Source organism: Pseudomonas sp. FIP_A4, assembly GCF_036701605.1.
Classification (GTDB): domain Bacteria; phylum Pseudomonadota; class Gammaproteobacteria; order Pseudomonadales; family Pseudomonadaceae; genus Stutzerimonas; species Stutzerimonas phenolilytica.
The window spans coordinates 132,747-150,795 of record NZ_JAYDXP010000120.1; the positions used below are offsets into that span (position 1 = coordinate 132,747).

14 protein-coding genes, 1 rRNA gene and 1 pseudogene are annotated in these 18,049 nt (G+C 60.6%); 12 read left to right on the forward strand and 4 right to left on the reverse strand.

All coding sequences use genetic code 11. The annotated features are described in order from the left end of the window. The first annotated feature begins 60 nt into the window (after nucleotides 1-60). The 11 genes from U8L64_RS07215 (at nucleotide 61) to U8L64_RS07265 (ending at nucleotide 13,580) form a co-directional block, all read left to right on the forward strand. Nucleotides 61-2,286 (forward strand): NADP-dependent isocitrate dehydrogenase, encoded by a 2,226-nt coding sequence (locus tag U8L64_RS07215; RefSeq protein ID WP_333395653.1) that lies wholly within the window; start codon nucleotides 61-63, stop codon nucleotides 2,284-2,286. A gap of 129 nt (nucleotides 2,287-2,415) precedes the next feature. Next, nucleotides 2,416-2,856: an NUDIX hydrolase gene (locus U8L64_RS07220; RefSeq protein WP_043299081.1), complete on the forward strand. Its 441-nt coding sequence runs from the start codon at nucleotides 2,416-2,418 to the stop codon at nucleotides 2,854-2,856. A gap of 72 nt (nucleotides 2,857-2,928) precedes the next feature. Next, on the forward strand, nucleotides 2,929-4,059 hold the full coding sequence (gene mnmA, locus U8L64_RS07225; RefSeq protein ID WP_234302160.1) for a tRNA 2-thiouridine(34) synthase MnmA: 1,131 nt from the start codon (nucleotides 2,929-2,931) through the stop codon (nucleotides 4,057-4,059). Then, the gene (hflD, locus tag U8L64_RS07230; RefSeq protein ID WP_273528051.1) at nucleotides 4,056-4,691 is read left to right on the forward strand and encodes a high frequency lysogenization protein HflD; all 636 of its coding nucleotides are present in this window, start codon (nucleotides 4,056-4,058) and stop codon (nucleotides 4,689-4,691) included. The genes mnmA and hflD overlap by 4 nt, the downstream gene beginning before the upstream one ends. Nucleotides 4,692-4,852: 161 nt before the next feature. Next, a complete protein-coding gene (gene purB, locus U8L64_RS07235) occupies nucleotides 4,853-6,223 on the forward strand; it encodes an adenylosuccinate lyase (RefSeq protein ID WP_333395660.1) in 1,371 nt (456 codons plus the stop codon). 77 nt (nucleotides 6,224-6,300) lie between these two features. After that, complete coding sequence (locus tag U8L64_RS07240) at nucleotides 6,301-7,467, forward strand: ribosomal protein uL16 3-hydroxylase (protein ID WP_333395662.1); 1,167 nt, start codon at nucleotides 6,301-6,303, stop codon at nucleotides 7,465-7,467. Next, entirely contained in the window at nucleotides 7,460-7,885 is a 426-nt protein-coding gene (locus U8L64_RS07245) for a GNAT family N-acetyltransferase (protein WP_054094836.1), read from the forward strand. The genes U8L64_RS07240 and U8L64_RS07245 overlap by 8 nt, the downstream gene beginning before the upstream one ends. Nucleotides 7,886-7,893: 8 nt before the next feature. Beyond that, a complete protein-coding gene (locus U8L64_RS07250) occupies nucleotides 7,894-8,523 on the forward strand; it encodes a DUF7931 domain-containing protein (RefSeq protein WP_054094835.1) in 630 nt (209 codons plus the stop codon). Next, nucleotides 8,520-9,329, forward strand: coding sequence for a secretin N-terminal domain-containing protein (locus U8L64_RS07255; RefSeq protein WP_054094834.1), 810 nt, complete (start codon nucleotides 8,520-8,522; stop codon nucleotides 9,327-9,329). The genes U8L64_RS07250 and U8L64_RS07255 overlap by 4 nt, the downstream gene beginning before the upstream one ends. 487 nt (nucleotides 9,330-9,816) lie before the next feature. Further along, nucleotides 9,817-11,412: an isocitrate lyase gene (locus tag U8L64_RS07260; protein ID WP_054094833.1), complete on the forward strand. Its 1,596-nt coding sequence runs from the start codon at nucleotides 9,817-9,819 to the stop codon at nucleotides 11,410-11,412. 173 nt (nucleotides 11,413-11,585) lie between these two features. Beyond that, on the forward strand, nucleotides 11,586-13,580 hold the full coding sequence (locus tag U8L64_RS07265) for a PhoX family protein (protein WP_333395671.1): 1,995 nt from the start codon (nucleotides 11,586-11,588) through the stop codon (nucleotides 13,578-13,580). A 50-nt stretch (nucleotides 13,581-13,630) separates the two neighbouring features. Here the strand turns inward: U8L64_RS07265 and U8L64_RS07270 are convergent, their stop codons facing one another. Together U8L64_RS07270 and U8L64_RS07275 are read right to left on the reverse strand one after the other, a co-directional pair. After that, nucleotides 13,631-14,704 (reverse strand): AI-2E family transporter, encoded by a 1,074-nt coding sequence (locus tag U8L64_RS07270; RefSeq protein ID WP_234302155.1) that lies wholly within the window; start codon nucleotides 14,702-14,704, stop codon nucleotides 13,631-13,633. Nucleotides 14,705-14,830: 126 nt separating this feature from the next. After that, nucleotides 14,831-16,147: a Na+/H+ antiporter family protein gene (locus U8L64_RS07275; protein WP_333395676.1), complete on the reverse strand. Its 1,317-nt coding sequence runs from the start codon at nucleotides 16,145-16,147 to the stop codon at nucleotides 14,831-14,833. 210 nt (nucleotides 16,148-16,357) lie between these two features. Here U8L64_RS07275 and queD point away from each other — a divergent pair, with 210 nt between their 5' ends. After that, nucleotides 16,358-16,714, forward strand: a complete 357-nt coding sequence (queD, locus tag U8L64_RS07280; RefSeq protein ID WP_043299101.1) for a 6-carboxytetrahydropterin synthase QueD — start codon at nucleotides 16,358-16,360, stop codon at nucleotides 16,712-16,714. Nucleotides 16,715-16,822: 108 nt separating this feature from the next. Here queD and U8L64_RS07285 read toward each other — a convergent pair. Then, nucleotides 16,823-17,877 (reverse strand): annotated as a pseudogene (locus U8L64_RS07285) (IS3 family transposase); the annotation flags it as partial. An 85-nt stretch (nucleotides 17,878-17,962) separates the two neighbouring features. Further along, nucleotides 17,963-18,049 (reverse strand): 5S ribosomal RNA (gene rrf, locus U8L64_RS07290); the annotation flags it as partial.

The following is an 18,049-nucleotide window of genomic DNA, read 5'->3' on the forward strand; positions in this document are numbered from 1 at the left end:
CGCCTACCTGCGCATTTCGAGGATTTGAGCACGCCCAGCAAAGAAGAGAGTCAACACGATATGCCCACCCGTTCGAAGATCATCTACACCTTCACCGACGAAGCCCCTGCTCTCGCCACCTACTCGCTTCTGCCTATCGTCGAAGCGTTTGCCGCCTCCGCAGACATCGCCGTCGAAACCAGCGACATCTCTCTTGCAGGGCGTATCCTTGCGAATTTTGCCGACCACCTGGACGCCGACAAGCGCGTCGAGGACAGTCTCGCCGCACTCGCCGAGCTGACCATGCAGCCGGATGCAAACATCGTCAAACTGCCGAACATCAGCGCATCGGTCCCTCAGCTCAAGGCGGCCATCGCTGAGCTGCAGGCACTCGGCTACAACGTACCGAACTATCCAGACGATCCGCAGACCGACGCCGAGAAAGAAGTTCGCTCGCGCTACGGCAAGGTGCTCGGTAGCGCCGTCAATCCGGTGCTACGTGAAGGCAACTCCGACCGTCGCGCCCCTGCCGCCGTCAAGGCCTATGCACGCAAGCACCCGCACTCCATGGGCAAGTGGAGCAAGGCTTCGCAGTCGCATGCCGACTACATGCGCGGTGGCGACTTCTTCTCCAGCGAACAGTCCATCACGATGGAGAAGGCCGGTGACGTGCGCCTCGAGTTCGTCGGCAAGGACGGTCAGGTTCAGGTCAAGAAGCAACTCTCCCTGCTTGAGGGCGAAGTGCTCGACAGCATGTTCATGAGCTGCAAGAAACTGCGGGCGTTCTTCGAAGACACCCTGCAGGACTGCAAGGAAACCGGCGTGATGTGGTCCCTGCACGTCAAGGCCACGATGATGAAGATTTCCCACCCGATCGTCTTCGGCCACGCCGTCAGCGTCTACTACAAAGACGTGTTCGACAAATACGGCAAGCTGTTCGACGACCTGGGCGTCAATCCAAACAACGGCATCAGCAGCGTCTACGACAAAATCAAGTCGCTGCCGGCCTCGCAGCAGGAAGAAATCCTGCACGACATCCACGAGGTCTACAGCCACCGCCCGGAAATGGCGATGGTCGACTCGGTCAAGGGCATTACCAACCTGCACATCCCGAGCGACGTCATCGTTGATGCCTCGATGCCGGCCATGATCCGCAACTCCGGCCAGATGTGGGGCAAGGACGGCAAGCAGAAGGACACCAAGGCGGTAATGCCGGAAAGCACCTATGCCCGCATCTACCAGGAGATGATCAACTTCTGCAAGACCAACGGCGCATTCGATCCGGTGACGATGGGCAGCGTGCCGAACGTTGGCCTGATGGCACAGCAGGCCGAAGAATACGGCTCGCACGACAAGACCTTCGAGATGACCGCCGACGGCACCATGCGCGTCGTGCTGGCCGACGGCACCGTGCTGATGCAGCACCAAGTCGAGAAAGGCGATATCTGGCGTGCCTGCCAGACCAAGGACGCACCGATCCGCGACTGGGTCAAGCTGGCCGTTACCCGCGCCCGCCAGTCCAACACCCCGGCAATCTTCTGGCTCGACCCGGAGCGCGCCCACGACCGCGAACTGCAGAAGAAGGTCGAGAAGTACCTGAAAGAGCACGACCTCAGCGGCCTGGATATCAGCATCATGGGCTACAACGAAGCCATCCGCGTCAGCATGGAGCGCATGATCCGTGGCCGTGACACCATCTCGGTAACCGGCAACGTACTGCGTGACTACCTGACCGACCTGTTCCCGATCATGGAGCTGGGCACTTCGGCCAAGATGCTCTCCATCGTTCCGCTGATGGCCGGCGGCGGCATGTACGAAACCGGCGCCGGCGGCTCGGCACCTAAGCATGTGCAGCAGTTGATCGAAGAAAACCACCTGCGCTGGGATTCGCTCGGCGAGTTCCTGGCGCTGGCGGTTTCCCTGGAAGAAACCGGCATCAAGACCAACAACCCGAAAGCCAAGCTGCTGGGCAAGACACTGGATGCGGCGACCGGCAAACTGCTGGACAACAACAAGTCGCCGTCGCGCAAGACGGGTGAACTGGACAACCGTGGCAGTCACTTCTATCTGGCACTCTATTGGGCTCAGGAACTGGCCGCTCAGACCGAAGACCTCGAACTGCAGGCGCACTTCGCTCCGCTGGCCAAAACGCTGACCGAGAACGAAGCAACCATCGTTGCCGAGCTCAACGCCGCACAGGGCAAGCCGGTCGACATCGGCGGCTACTACCGCTCCAACCCGGAACTGACCAGCAAGGTCATGCGTCCGAGCCAGACCTTCAACAACGCGCTCGCTGCGCTGCGTTAAAGGAAGGCGCGGGCCTCCCCGGCCCGCTTGAAGAAAACCCCGGCCTTCGCGCCGGGGTTTTTCCGTTTTACACCCGCTAGCGATGATTGCGACTGTTACGCTCGCGCAGTGTCTTTTGAGGAATTTCTTATGAACTGGTGCCCCCATGTAACCGTGGCCACGATCATCGAGGACTCAGGTCGTTTTCTCCTCGTCGAGGAACTGAAGGCCGGGCGCCTGGTGCTCAACCAGCCCGCCGGCCATCTGGAGGCCAATGAAACCCTGCGCCAGGCCGCGATACGGGAAACGCTCGAAGAAACCGGCTGGGACGTGGAGCTTACCGGCGTAACCGGGATCTATCTCTACACTGCACCGAGCAATGGCGTGACCTACCAGCGCGTCTGCTTCACCGCCAAGGCGATCCGGCACGACCCGCACCGCGAGCTGGATGACGGGATCGTCGCGACCACCTGGCTCAGTCGCGATGAGCTGGTCGCGCAACCTGGGCGCTGGCGCAGTGAACTCGTCCTGCGCTGTATCGACGACTATCTGCGTGGCCCGATACATGCCTTGGACGTCGTTCGCGACTGACACGATTTCAACATGTGTTCGGCAGCCTGTTAGAATCCGGTCCTTTTTGCAGATCCCGCCAGCGATATCCCTATGCCTGCTTCAGCCATCACCGCCCCGGAAAACACTCGCGTCATTGTCGGCATGTCCGGCGGCGTGGACTCCTCTGTTTCCGCCCTTCTGCTGCTCGAACAGGGGTATCAGGTAGAAGGCCTGTTCATGAAAAACTGGGAGGAAGACGACGGTACCGAGTACTGCACCGCCAAGGAAGATCTCGCCGACGCGCAGGCCGTATGCGACAGCATCGGCATCAAGCTGCACACCGCCAATTTCGCCGCCGAGTACTGGGATAACGTGTTCGAGCACTTCCTCGCCGAATACAAGGCCGGACGCACGCCCAACCCGGACATCCTCTGCAACCGCGAAATCAAGTTCAAGGCGTTCCTCGACTATGCCCTGATGCTCGGCGCGGACCTGATCGCCACCGGCCATTATGTGCGTCGCCGCGACGTAGACGGGCGCAGCGAGCTGCTCAAAGGCCTGGACCCGAACAAGGACCAGAGCTATTTCCTGCACGCCGTCGGCGGTGCACAACTGAGCAAGACACTGTTCCCCGTCGGCGAGCTGGAAAAGCCTGCGGTGCGGGCAATCGCCGAGAAATACGGGCTGGCCACGGCGAAGAAGAAGGACTCCACTGGCATCTGCTTCATCGGAGAGCGCCGTTTCAGCGATTTCCTCAGGCAGTACCTCCCCGCTCAGCCGGGAAATATCGAAACCATCGACGGCGAAGTTATCGGCCGCCACCACGGCCTGATGTACCACACTATCGGTCAACGCCAGGGCCTGGGCATCGGCGGCCTCAAGGACGCCTCGGACGAGCCCTGGTACGTACTCAGCAAGGACCTGCAGCGCAACGTATTGATCGTCGGCCAGGGCAACGATCACCCCTGGCTGTTTGCCCGCGCCCTGCTCGCTTCAGAAATCTACTGGGTCAACCCGCTGGATATCAGCACCCCGCGCCGACTGACTGCCAAGGTGCGCTACCGACAGACAGACCAAGACTGCACACTGGAGAAAACTGCACAGGGCTACCGTGTGCTCTTCGACGCTCCGCAGCGCGCCGTGACGCCCGGCCAGTCCGTGGTGCTCTACGATGGCGAAATCTGCCTGGGGGGCGGCGTGATTGAGCACGCCGAGCCTTGGTTCGAAGGAGCCCACCCATGAGTTCCGTCGAAGAGCAACTGATCGCCCTTGGCGCCATCTTCGAGGCTGCCGTGCTGGTTGATCGCATCGCCCGCACGGGCCAGGCCCCCACCGCACAGGTTGCCTGCATGCTCGGCAGTCTGCTGGCGCGCAACCCGCAGACGACGCTGGAAATCTACGGCGGCGACGATCTCAATCTGCGCGACGGCTATCGCGCTCTGGTAGGCGCGCTGGAGCGCGACAGCAGCAGCCTGCAACGCGAACCGCTGCGCTACGCGCTGGCGATGGTCGGTCTCGAACGGCAACTGGACAAGCGTGGCGACATGCTGCAGGTCATCGGCAGCCGGCTCGATCAGATCCAGCAGCAGGTCGAGCACTTCGGCCTGACGCATGAAAATGTCATCGCCTCATTCGGCGGTCTGTATCAGGACACTCTGAGCACATTCCGCCAGCGCATTCAGGTGCAGGGCGACATGCGCCACCTGCAGCAGCCGGACAACGCCGCGAAGATTCGCGCGCTGCTGCTGGCCGGTATCCGCTCGGCCCGCCTGTGGCGACAGCTCGGCGGGCATCGCTGGCAGATGATTATCAGCCGACGCAAACTGCTCGACGCGCTGTATCCCAAGGTTCGCTCGCAGACCGATAACCACTGACTGCGCGCCGCCGCTCCAGCCACAGCGGTTCAGCGCCGGCAGCGCCACCGGCGAAAGTCGTTCGGACCCGATGCATTCACCCAGGAGCGCGGTCCGGTGGCCGGTGCTTTCATGTATAATCTGCGCCCTTTTCGTTGCCCGACTGTCCGAGAATGCCCTCTATGCAGCTTTCCTCGCTCACGGCGGTTTCCCCCGTCGATGGCCGCTACGCCGGCAAAACCAGCGCCCTGCGCCCGATCTTCAGCGAATTCGGCCTGATCCGTTGCCGTGTTCAGGTCGAAGTGCGCTGGCTCCAGCGTCTGGCGGCTCACCCGGGCATCCCGGAAGTCGCGCCATTCTCTGCCGAAGCCAACGCGCTGCTGGATAAGCTGGCGGAGAACTTCCAGCTGGAGCACGCCGAGCGCGTCAAAGAGTTCGAGCGCACCACCAATCACGACGTGAAAGCCGTCGAGTACCTGCTCAAGGAGCAGGCCAAGCAGCTGCCGGAACTGGCCGCTGTCAACGAATTCATCCACTTCGCCTGCACCAGCGAGGACATCAACAACCTGTCCCATGCGCTGATGCTGCGCGAAGGCCGCGACCAAGTACTGCTGCCGCTGATGCGCCAGATTGCCGAGGCAATCCGCGCGCTGGCCATCAAGTTCGCCGATGTCCCGATGCTCTCCCGCACCCACGGGCAGCCGGCCTCGCCGACCACGCTCGGCAAAGAGCTGGCCAACGTCGTGTATCGCCTGGAGCGGCAGATCAAGCAGGTCGCGGAAGTGCCGCTGCTGGGCAAGATCAACGGCGCCGTGGGCAACTACAACGCACACCTGTCCGCTTATCCGCAGGTGGACTGGGAAGCCAACGCCCGCGAGTTCATCGAGCAGGACCTGGGTCTGAGCTGGAACCCCTACACCACTCAGATCGAGCCGCATGACTACATCGCCGAGCTGTTCGACGCCATCGCGCGCTTCAACACCATCCTCATCGACTTCGACCGCGATATCTGGGGCTACATCTCCCTCGGTTACTTCAAGCAGAAGACCGTGGCCGGTGAGATCGGCTCTTCGACCATGCCGCACAAGGTCAACCCGATCGACTTCGAAAACTCCGAAGGCAACCTCGGCATCGCCAACGCCATCCTCCAGCATCTGGCCAGCAAACTGCCGATCTCCCGCTGGCAGCGCGATCTGACCGACTCCACTGTCCTGCGCAATCTGGGCGTGGGCTTCGCCCATAGCGTCATCGCCTACGAAGCCAGCCTCAAGGGCATCGGCAAACTGGAGCTGAACGCTGCGCGCATCGCCGAAGACCTGGACAACTGCTGGGAAGTGCTGGCCGAGCCGGTACAGACCGTCATGCGTCGCTATGCCGTGGAAAACGCCTACGAAAAACTCAAGGATCTCACCCGCGGCAAGGGCATCACGCCGGACGCCCTGCTGGCCTTCATCGACGCGCTGCAGATTCCAGCCGAAGCCAAAGCCGAACTACGCAAACTGACTCCGGCCAGCTACATCGGCAACGCCGGCGATCAGGCCAAGCGCGTCTGACCGATTTCCATATACGCACGCCCGGCTGCGCCGGGCGTTTTTATTTGCAGCTCTGCATATAGAGCAAGGTGTTACGCATGACTTCTGATGCTCCACTTCAAATTCTCGGCGGCCTCAGCGCACGGGAGTTCCTCCGTGACTACTGGCAGAAGAAGCCGCTGCTGATCCGCCAGGCCATTCCGGATTTCCAAAGCTCCATCTCGCCGGACGAGCTGGCCGGCCTTTCTCTCGAAGAGGAAGTCGAGTCGCGCCTGGTCATCGAGCACGGTGACAGCCCGTGGGAGCTGCGCCGCGGTCCCTTCGCCGAGGACACCTACCAGCAGCTGCCCGAGCGTGACTGGACCCTGCTGGTCCAGGCCGTCGATCAGCTGGTACCCGAAGTGGCAGAGCTGCTCGGGCAGTTCCGCTTTCTCCCGAACTGGCGCATCGACGACGTAATGATCAGCTACGCCGCACCGGGCGGCGGCGTAGGCCCGCATTTCGACAACTACGACGTGTTCCTGCTGCAGGCGCACGGTCAACGGCGCTGGCGCATCGGCCAGATGTGCGACAGTGACAGCGCACTGCTCGAGCATGGCGACCTGCGCATCCTCGCCGACTTCCAGGGTACCGACGAATGGGTTCTGGAGCCTGGCGACATGCTGTACCTACCGCCGCGCCTGGCACACTTCGGCACGGCCGAGGATGCCTGCATGACCTATTCGGTGGGCTTCCGCGCGCCCAGCGCCGCCGAGGTGCTAACCCACTTCACCGATTTCCTCGCCCAGTTTCTGCCGGATGAAGAACGCTACGGCGACGCCGATCTGCAACCGAGCGACGATCCCTACCAGATTCAGAGTGACGCGCTGGAACGTCTGAAGAGGCTGCTGGCCGAGCATATGGGCGACGAGCGACTGCTGCTAACCTGGTTCGGCCAGTTCATGACCGAGCCTCGCTATCCCGAGCGGATCGAAGGCGTCGAACTGACCGAGCAGGATCTGCGCGCAGCGCTCGCCGATGGCGCCGTGCTGGTACGCAATCCCGCGGCGCGCATGGCCTGGAGTGAGATCGATCTCGGCCTGCTACTGTTCGCCAGCGGCCAGAGTCGTCTGCTCCCCATCCAACTCCGCGATCTGCTCAAGCTGATCTGCTCGGCCGACGCCCTGCACGAGGACAATCTTGCTCCGTGGCTTGGCGATAACGACGGGCGTAAGCTGCTGCAGGAATTGATCAAACAGGGAAGCCTGGAGTTCGCTGATGAATAACATCCAAGTACGCATCGCCGATTGGCAGAAGGACAACGCCGACCTGCGGCGCATACGCGAAGCGGTGTTCATCGCCGAACAGGCCGTCCCGCCAGAACAGGAATGGGATGCCGACGATGTCGAGGCCGTGCATTTCCTTGCACTCGAGGATGGTTACGCCATCGGTACCGCACGGCTGCTCGCGGACGGCCAGATCGGTCGCGTCGCCGTTCTGCGCGACTGGCGCGGCATGAATGTGGGCGACGCGCTGATGCAAGCGGTACTCGCCGAAGCCGAACGCCGCGGCCTGCGTGAACAGAAACTGACCGCACAGGTACATGCAACCCGTTTCTACGAACGGCTGGGTTTCGAGGTCGTCAGCGAGGAGTTTCTCGAAGCCGGCATCCCGCACGTGGACATGCTGCGCAAGAGCCACTGAGGTTCGCCATGCACGACAACGCCAAGGATGATCGGGACGATACAGGCGAGTCGCTAATCATCGACTTCCAATCGCCGGGGCGATTCGACGTGCATAATCCGTTGTCGGACCAACCGGCGCCGACGTCCTGGCAGGCCGCGTCGGCGCGACTCGGAGAGGACGCCGGCGTACAGCACTTCACCAGTCCCGAGCAGGTTCGCGCGCACGCGCTGGCGTTCTTCCAGCAGGCGCAACGCAACCTGTGTCTCTACAGCCCGGACCTGGAACCCTGGCTGTTTCACCACAGCAGTATCCAGCAGGCCTGCACACGCTTTCTGCTGGCGCACCCGCGCAACCGGTTGCGTATCCTCATCGAGGATTCCACCCGGGCCGTGCAGAGCGGTCACCGCCTGCTGGCGCTGGCCAGGCGCCTCAGCAGCAATGCCCAGATTCGCAAGGTCAATCCCGAGTATCCGCGCGAAGAGGACGCCTATCTGATCGCGGACAAAACCGGCCTGCTGATACGTCCCCATCGCGATCCCCATAACGGGTATGCGCTGTATAACAACCCGGCGCGGGTCCGTCTGAGCCAGTCGAGCTTCGACCAGGCCTGGGAACGCAGCCTGTCCGATGCCAACCTGCGGAGCTTTCTGCTATGACCCTACGCCGCCATCTTGCCACACTCGCTCTGGCCATCTGCCTGCCGTTGCACGCCGCCACGGAGGTCATCCCGCTGCAATACCGGATGGCTGAGGATGTCCTGCCGGTAGCCCAATCGGTGATCGGCGAACAGGGTCGGGTCAACGCCTACGGCAATCAGTTGATCGTCAATGCTCCGCAAGCGGCGATCGTAGAACTTCGTCAGGTACTCGAGCAGCTCGACAGCGAACCCAAGCGCCTGCTTATCAGTGTCGACACCCAGGATTCGGCTGCTGGCAACTCCAGCGGCTACAGTGTGGATGGTTCGATCCGCGCCGGAGATGTCGAGTTCGAGACAGGCCGTGGCGAACGTCATGGTCGCGACCAGGTGCGCATCATCCGGCGTTCGACCAGCAGTCAGGAGGGCGGCATCCAGCAGATCCAGACCAATGAGGGCTATCCGGCGCTGATCCAGGTCGGCCAGAGCGTACCGCTGACCACCAGTGGCACCGACGGCTATGGCCGGATCTACCAGCAGACGCAGTATCGCGACGTCACCCGCGGCTTCTACGTGACGGCCAATCTCATCGGTGATCGTGTTCAGATCACCGTCAGCAGCAACCGTGATCGGGTCAATCAGATGACCCCGAATGTGATCGAAACGCAGCTCGCCGATACCCGCGTCAGTGGCCGCGTTGGCGAGTGGATCAGCCTGGGCGGCATCGACGAAAGTGCCTCATCACAACACGACGGCACCTTGCGACGTTACAGCACGCAGGGCCGGCAAGACCTTTCGCTGCGACTGAAAGTCGACGTACTGGAGTGATAGCGCTTCGCGCAATGTGGCAGCGCCCCGCTTATGTAGTGCCACAAAAAAAACACTACAAAATGATTGACGAGGCTTTCCCGGCAGCGCATCATTGCCCCGCTCCCGCTAACCAGAGGCTCTGGAAAGGGTCTCCGGGGCGCGCTCCAGCCAACCAGCCGAGCCGTCCCGTGACTGTACTGCCCACAAGGCGGACTGACGAGGTTGCGACTGGAACGAGTCGTCCTGAGGGACGGGGAAGCGATTAACGCATCAGCCAGACTTATAGTCTCGACGTTGTCAGGCCCCACGGCAGCCACGCCAACCGGGAGCTTCGCAACCAAGAGCCAGCCCGGCGATCGTGTCCATGCCCTCCTCCTCGGTTTCAATCCTCGTCCTGGTCGCAGTTCGACGCTCTGCCGCGTGTTGCTCGCATTGATCCGTTAGCACGCAGTTTTTGGTGGGAAAGTCGGTGCTCAACCAAATTCACATCTATGAAGGATTGACCATGTCCGCATATCAAGACGACATCAAGGCAGTTGCCGCCCTGAAAGAGAAGTTCGGCAGCAGCTGGAGCGCTATCAACCCGGAATCCGTGGCCCGCATGCGCGCCCAGAACCGCTTCAAGACCGGTCTGGAAATCGCTCAGTACACCGCCGACATCATGCGCAAGGACATGGCCGAGTACGATGCCGACTCGTCCGTCTACACCCAGTCGCTGGGCTGCTGGCATGGCTTCATCGGTCAGCAGAAGCTGATCTCCATCAAGAAGCACCTGAAGACCACCAACAAGCGCTACCTCTACCTGTCCGGCTGGATGGTTGCCGCTCTGCGCTCCGAGTTCGGCCCGCTGCCGGACCAGTCGATGCACGAGAAGACCGCAGTCTCCGACCTGATCGAAGAGCTGTACACCTTCCTGCGTCAGGCCGATAGCCGCGAACTGGATCTGCTGTTCACCGCCCTGGATGCCGCTCGCGAAGCCGGCGATAACGCCAAGGCTGCCGAGATCCAGAACCAGATCGACAACTACGAAACCCATATCGTCCCGATCATCGCCGACATCGACGCTGGCTTCGGTAACCCGGAAGCCACCTACCTGCTGGCCAAGCGCATGATCGAAGCGGGTGCTTGCTGCATCCAGATCGAGAACCAGGTTTCCGACGAGAAGCAGTGCGGCCACCAGGACGGCAAAGTGACCGTTCCGCACGCCGACTTCCTCGCCAAGATCGCTGCCGTTCGTTACGCATTCCTCGAGCTAGGCATCGACAACGGCGTGATCGTGGCGCGTACCGACTCCCTGGGTGCCGGCCTGACCAAGCAGATCGCCGTGACCAAAGAGCCGGGCGACCTGGGCGACCTGTACAACTCGTTCCTGGATTGCGAAGAGGTTGCTGCCTCCGACCTAGGCAATGGCGACGTCGTCATCAACCGCGGTGGCAAGCTGCTGCGTCCGAAGCGTCTGCCGTCCAACCTGTTCCAGTTCCGCAAGGGCACCGGCGAAGACCGCTGCGTCCTGGACTGCATCACCAGCCTGCAGAACGGCGCCGACCTGCTGTGGATCGAGACCGAGAAGCCGCACGTTGGCCAGATCAAGGGCATGGTTGACCGCATCCGCGAAGTGATCCCGAACGCTAAGCTGGTTTACAACAACAGCCCGTCTTTCAACTGGACCTTGAACTTCCGTCAGCAAGTGTTCGACGCCATGGTCGCCGAAGGCAAGGACGTTTCCGCCTACGACCGCGCCAAGCTGATGAGCGTCGAGTACGACGAAACCGAGCTGGCTCAGATTGCAGACGAGAAGATCCGTACCTTCCAGAAGGACGGTTCCGCTCACGCCGGCATCTTCCACCACCTGATCACTCTGCCGACCTACCACACTGCCGCGCTGTCCACCGACAACCTGGCCAAGGGCTACTTCGCCGACCAAGGCATGCTGGCCTACGTGAAGGGCGTTCAGCGGCAGGAACTGCGTCAGGGTATCGCCTGCGTCAAGCACCAGAACATGGCTGGCTCCGACATTGGTGACAACCACAAGGAGTACTTCGCTGGCGAAGCGGCTCTGAAGGCGAGCGGTAAGGACAACACCATGAACCAGTTCCACTAAGGAACGGTTTCAGCCTGGCAACAGGCTGCGGTGTAGCAAAGGCCCCGGCTCTAAGCCGGGGCCTTTGCGTTTCGAGCGCTCATGTCGCTCGTCGTAATGCGGAGCGGTGTCATATAGCTGTCTCACGATAAAACTAGAGTCAGGATTCCGTCAATCGACTCAGGGAACGCGACGTGAGCACTGACAACGACAATATTCTGTTCGGCAATGGCGATGAGCTACCCAGCAACCGTTCCGGAAATACCCATATTCAGGATGTGATCAATCTCGGCCGTCGCCAGGTACTGGCCGGTGGCGCCTCGCTAGGCGCGCTGGCCTTCCTGGGAGCGACACTTCCGGGTGTGGTCCAGGCCGCCGGTCAATCGGCAGAGCGGCTCAAGGATTTTCCGCTGAAACGCCGCAGCCGACTTCCATTCTCAGCTGTTCCAGTCACTCGCCACGATGGCATCAGCGTCCCGCCAGGATACACCGCAACGACGTTCATTCCGTGGGGCACCCCTATTAGCGGGCGCTATCCGGCCTATCTGGAAGACGCCAGCAACAGCGCCGAGGACCAGGCGCACCAGACCGGCATGCATCACGATGGCATGCATTTCTTCCCAATCAATGCCAAATACGGCGGGCACCAGAGCGATCACGGATTGCTGGTGGTGAATCACGAGTACATTGATGCGCCGCTGCTGCACCCCAACGGGCCGACCGTGGTCGACGGCAAGCGCACCGTAGTCGACGAAGTCCGTAAGGAAATCAATGCGCACGGGGTTTCCGTAGTGGAGATCCGTCGCGGCGTGCGCGGCGACTGGTCCGTACTGCCATCTGCCCGCAATCGCCGCATCACCGGCGCCACCGCCATGCGTATCGAAGGTCCCGCCAAGGGGCATGCCTTGCTGCGCACCCGCTACAGCCCGAGCGGCACTTCCACCCGCGGCACACTGAACAACTGCGCGAATGGCTTTACCCCGTGGGGCACCTATCTGACCTGCGAAGAGAACTGGGCCGGTTACTTTGCCAGCCAGGACAGTGAACTACCGCGCGAGCTCAGCCGTTACGGTGTACGTGACACCAGCCGCTATGCCTGGGAGACCATCGCTGGCGATGAGTTCCAGCGTTTCGATGCGACACGCCGCGGCGCCGATCCGCGGTCCGACTATCGCAACGAGCCGAACACCTTCGGCTGGATCGTGGAGATCGATCCGTTCGATCCGGACGCCATGCCGGTAAAACGCACCGCCCTCGGCCGCTTTGCGCACGAGGGGCTGGTGTTTGCCCCCGTCAAACCGGGTCGCCCGCTGGTCTGCTACTCAGGTGACGACTCGCAGAACGAATACATCTACAAGTATGTCAGCCGTGACCGCTACCGCCCGCTGCGTAGCGATGGTCGCCTGCTGGATGCGGGAACGCTCTACGTAGCCCGTTTCAATGCGGATGGCAGCGGCGATTGGCTGGCGCTGGACATTGACGACCCGGCGTTCCAGCAGGCCTGCGCAACGGCCGGTGTGAGCTTCGCCGATCAGGGCGAAGTGCTGATCAACACCCGTCTGGCTGCCGACATCGCCGGCGCGACGCGAATGGATCGCCCGGAATGGGGTGCCGTTCACCCGGACAACGGTGATGTCTATTTCACCCTGACCAACAACAGTGCGCGTAGCGAGGCCGATGCAGCCAATCCGCGCTCGCCCAATCCTTACGGCCATATCATTCGCTGGTCGGAAGAAAGCCGCGACTACGCAGGAACCCGCTTTCGCTGGAACATCTACCTGTTAGCGGGTCCGCAGGGCGACAGCAGAACCCCAAGGGGCCGCGCTCTGGATGACAGCAACATCCTGGCCAGTCCAGATGGGCTGTGGTTCGATGACGAAGGCCGACTCTGGATCCAGACCGACATGAGCGGCAGCCAGCTGAAATCAGGCCCGTTCGGTAACAATCAGATGTTGGTTTCTGATCCCAAGACAGGGGAAACCAAGCGCTTTCTGGTCGGACCGCTAGGCGCGGAGGTGACTGGCATCACCGCAACGCCCGATTTCCGCACGCTGTTCGTGAATATCCAGCATCCAGGTGAGGGGTCTACGCCGGGCAATTACAGCAGCAGCTGGCCGGATGGTCCTGGCCTGCGGCCGCGTTCTGCAACAGTCATCATCAGCCGCAAGGACGGCAAACGACTGATGTGAGACGTCCCCTGATCAAGGCCGGCCCTGCCGGCCCTTGATTAAAAAGGTGTTCATTCGCCCGCGTCAGCTGAACCTCGTGGCCGATCGCCATTGGTAAAAAGCCCCCACGATGAGATGAACAAGGCCGCGATAAGCGGCCCGATCACGAAGCCATTCAGCCCGAACAGAGCGAGCCCACCGAGGGTGGAAATGAGGACAAGGTAATCGGGCATCTTGGTGTCCTTGCCCACCAGGATCGGGCGAAGGATGTTGTCGACCAGGCCGATGACCATCACCCCATACAGGATCAGAATCACTCCCTGCCAGACTGCGCCGCTGAATAGGAAGTAGATCGCTACAGGTGTCCAGATCAGTCCGGCACCGACGGCGGGAAGCAGTGACAGGAATGCCATCAAGACCGCCCAGAGCAGGGCTCCAGATATACCGAGCACCGCGAAAATCACTCCGCCGAGCGCGCCCTGCGTGATCGCAACAATGACGTTGCCCTTCACGGTGGCTCTCACTACTCGGGTGAATTTATTGAACAACCTTCGTTTCTGAGTATCGCTCAGCGGCAGCGCCTGCCGAATCCGCAACACCAGCTCACGCCCGTCGCGAATGAAGAAGAACAGCAAGTAGAGCATCACGCAGAAGCTCACCAGAAACTGAAACGTACCCTGCCCAAAGCTGAACGCTTTCGTCGCTAGAAACTGACTGCCTTCCAGCGCGCCGCTGGAAAGCTTTTCTCGCATGCTGTCCAGATCGCCAAGGCCGAACCGCTGGAGCTGCACCCGCAGACCATCCGGCATCATTGCCTTCACTTGTGCCAGGTAGCTGCCAACGTCCAGTTCACCGGTCTCGATGCGCTGATATAGCGCAGCACCTTCTTGCACCAGCATTCCGGTAATTACGATTACGGGAATAACCGCCACCAATAGACATATCAGTAAAGTCAGCAATGCAGCTACATTCGGGCGCCCGACGAAGCGCTGCTGCAGCCGTCGCTGCAATGGCGAGAAGAGTATGGCGAGTACCGCTGCCCAGAATACCGCTCCATAGAATGGCAGGAGGATCCAGCCGAATGCGAGGGAAACCAGCACCAGTAAAATGAGGAAGGTCTTCTGCTCGAGCGTCGATCTGATCATTCTTCACCCAGAAATCCGTTGTGCTATCCCGTTAGTCAACATACGGATTCGCGAGTGCGCAGCTTTTCTCTCCACGCAAAAAAGAAGGCAGGAATTACCCTGCCCTCTTCGTTCGATCCTATCGAATCACAGGATCATTGCTGCCACCCAACCAAAGGCGAGCAGCGGCAAGTTGTAGTGGAGAAACGTCGGAACCACGGTATCCCATATATGGTTGTGTTGGCCGTCGACGTTGAGGCCAGCGGTCGGTCCCAGGGTCGAATCCGACGCGGGAGAGCCACCGTCACCCAACGCGCCCGCCGTGCCCACCAGGCTCACGATTGCAAGCGGGCTGAACCCCAGCTCCACGCCCAGCGGCACGAAGATCGCCGCAATAATCGGTACCGTCGAAAACGACGAACCGATACCCATGGTTACCAAAAGGCCGACCAATAGCATCAGCAGCGCCGCCACCGCCTTGCTGTCGCCGATCCACGCGGCGGAGGCGTCTACCAGCGATTTCACCTGACCGGTTTCTCGCATGACCTCGGCGAACCCCGCTGCAGCAATCATGATGAAGCCGATCATGGCCATCATTTTCATACCATCGGTGAACAGGTCGTCCGCCTCACGCCAACGCACCACACCGGAGGCAGAGAAGATCACGAACCCGGCAAGCGCACCGATAATCATCGAATCCAGCCATAACTGCACAATGAACGCAGCACCGATGGCAATAGCCGCCACGAGCAGTGTGACGGGACTGTAGGTTGCATTAACCCGCTCGACCTCATCTATTCGGCCCAGGTCGTAATCACGCGGCTTGCGATAACTAAAGAAGGCGATGATCAGCCCTGCAACCATCCCAAGCGCTGGAATCAGCATCGCCTCCGTCACCTTTACTCCAGATACATCCACCCCACCTTTCGCAACGTTGGCGAGCAGTATCTCGTTGAGAAAGATGTTGCCAAAACCGACCGGTAAAAACATGTAGGGCGTGATCAACCCGAAGGCCAACACACAAGCGATCAAGCGACGGTCGATGCGCAGGCTGGTCACCACAGACAACAAGGGAGGAACCAGCAGCGGGATGAAAGCGATGTGAATCGGCAAAATATTCTGGGAAGAGATCGCGACCACCAGCAACAATGCCATCACTATCCATTTGACGGACTGACCTGACTGCGCCGTACGGTTTCCGACCATCATCAGCGCCTTGTCAGCCAGCGCATGAGCGAGACCGCTCTTACCGATGGCCACAGCGAATGCTCCCAGCAGCGCGTACGACAACGCAACCGTTGCGCCTCCGCCGAGCCCTTTATTGAATGCCGCAAGCGTAGACTCGATACCCAAGCCGCCAAGAAGCCCACCGCACAGCGCACCGGCGATTAACGCAACTACAACGTGCACTCGGCACAAACTCAAGATCAGCATCACGCCGACCGCAACCACCACTGCATTCATCAAACTTCACCGTTACGCGAGCCAGACTTGAGAGAAAGGGGCGTACTCTGCAATAACGCATTATCCGTGTCCAGTTTGCCATTTGAGCACCAGCCCAGCCCGTCCACGTTAGCTAGCACTTCTGGTGCAGGCTGGCCGGCTATTCGCGACGACTCCCAGGAAAGGCAGTAAAATCACTGCATTGCCGCCTCATCATTTAGCGAGTTTCTTGTGGAAATTTTCAAAGAGTTCACTTTCGAATCTGCTCATCGACTTCCGAATGTGCCCGCGGGCCATAAATGCGGACGCCTCCATGGCCATTCTTTTCGTGTAGCCATCTACATTGCTGGCGAAGTAGACCCATTTACCGGCTGGATTCGGGATTTCAGCGAACTCAAAGCGATTTTCCGCCCGATCTATGAACAGCTAGATCACAACTATCTCAACGACCTTGCCGGCCTCGAAAATCCAACCAGCGAAAATCTCGCTAAATGGATCTGGAACGAACTAAAACCGCTTCTTCCAGAGCTTTCGCGCATCCGTATTCATGAAACCTGCACCAGTGGCTGCGAATATCGCGGCGAGTGATCCTGCTGCAAGAATTTCTCGAGCGTTTCGGAGCATGCCAGCTCGTTAGCGACCTACCGTGATCGATGAACATGCGGAATAGCACCATCACACAAACCTTATGCATGTACCGATAGCACTGGGCGGTCGGTGCTCGTTGTGCCCCGTCGCCAGGCCGCGATGCGGTTTCTGGCCTCGGCCAGGGAGCAGAACCAGTGCTCGTTCAGGCATTCATCCGAAAAACCTGCCATTGAATGATTCTGTGCGGGCTTACCAGGCTGAAGCCGCCTCAGCTTGATGTCGCGCTGATAGGCCCATAGGACAAGTGCCTTGTCGGTCAATTGGGGTCTGGGGCGGTGCGAATTGCGATGGGGTAATCGCGGAATCGGGCTATTCCATCCAATGCGCGAGTAACGCGAAAAAAGCCGCTGATGCCGTGATCCACAAGGATACCTACCGTCTCCTTGGCGAAATCATCGAGCACCGTTACGCATTTGATCCTCCGCCCCGTACTAAGTGCATCGAAGACCAAGTCCATCGACCACACCTTGTTCGGCGCGCTCGGCAGGCTCAGCCGCTCGTGCTCTACGGCAACACCGTGGCGGGCGCCTTCGGCGCTTCACCATCAAACCGGCAGCCCGGTCAAGGCAATAGATCCGCTTATGGTTGACCTGCATACCTGCCGCCGCAGCAGGATATGCAGGCCCCGGTAGCCAAAGCGCCGACGCTCCTGTGCCAGCTCCACGAGTTGGGTTTGCGGCCTGGAGCCTTGCTCGCTGGAGCGGGACTGATAGCGCAGCAACGAACGAGACAACCAGATCAGCGGAACGGCACGGCGCTCGGAGATGCCGGTTCGGTTCTGGCCTGCAATCTCCTCCACCGCCTCCCGCCCCGCGCTGTCAGGCTTACCCTTTTCCCCGGGCGACCACCTTCAGTGCCTTGATATCCAGATGGGCTTCGACCGGCGGCCTCTTCAGCCGGCTGTTCTCCAGTTCGAGATCCCTGAGCCGCTTGGCGTCCGGCACGGTCATGCCACCAAACTTGGCACGCCAGGTGTAGAACGAGGCATCACTGAAGCAATGCCGCCGGCGCAGCTCCTCAATCGGCACACCGGCCTCTACCTGCGTGAAAAAGTCGAGAATCTGTTCTTCCGCTTTTGGAGCCTCCGTAATTCTGCTCGGCATCACGCCGCAACATCGCCACTCAGCATTTTTTCGCACAAAGACAAACCCCCGAACCGCGCAAGCGGATCGGGGGTTTGGGATAGAAGCTTGACGATGACCTACTCTCACATGGGGAGACCCCACACTACCATCGGCGATGCGTCGTTTCACTACTGAGTTCGGGATGGGATCA

Coding starts and splice junctions, on each gene's coding strand:
- U8L64_RS07215 (WP_333395653.1), top strand. CDS start 61: ATGCCCACCCGTTCGAAGATCATCTACACCTTCACCGACGAAGCCCCT.
- U8L64_RS07220 (WP_043299081.1), top strand. CDS start 2,416: ATGAACTGGTGCCCCCATGTAACCGTGGCCACGATCATCGAGGACTCA.
- mnmA (WP_234302160.1), top strand. CDS start 2,929: ATGCCTGCTTCAGCCATCACCGCCCCGGAAAACACTCGCGTCATTGTC.
- hflD (WP_273528051.1), top strand. CDS start 4,056: ATGAGTTCCGTCGAAGAGCAACTGATCGCCCTTGGCGCCATCTTCGAG.
- purB (WP_333395660.1), top strand. CDS start 4,853: ATGCAGCTTTCCTCGCTCACGGCGGTTTCCCCCGTCGATGGCCGCTAC.
- U8L64_RS07240 (WP_333395662.1), top strand. CDS start 6,301: ATGACTTCTGATGCTCCACTTCAAATTCTCGGCGGCCTCAGCGCACGG.
- U8L64_RS07245 (WP_054094836.1), top strand. CDS start 7,460: ATGAATAACATCCAAGTACGCATCGCCGATTGGCAGAAGGACAACGCC.
- U8L64_RS07250 (WP_054094835.1), top strand. CDS start 7,894: ATGCACGACAACGCCAAGGATGATCGGGACGATACAGGCGAGTCGCTA.
- U8L64_RS07255 (WP_054094834.1), top strand. CDS start 8,520: ATGACCCTACGCCGCCATCTTGCCACACTCGCTCTGGCCATCTGCCTG.
- U8L64_RS07260 (WP_054094833.1), top strand. CDS start 9,817: ATGTCCGCATATCAAGACGACATCAAGGCAGTTGCCGCCCTGAAAGAG.
- U8L64_RS07270 (WP_234302155.1), bottom strand. CDS start 14,704: ATGATCAGATCGACGCTCGAGCAGAAGACCTTCCTCATTTTACTGGTG.
- U8L64_RS07275 (WP_333395676.1), bottom strand. CDS start 16,147: ATGAATGCAGTGGTGGTTGCGGTCGGCGTGATGCTGATCTTGAGTTTG.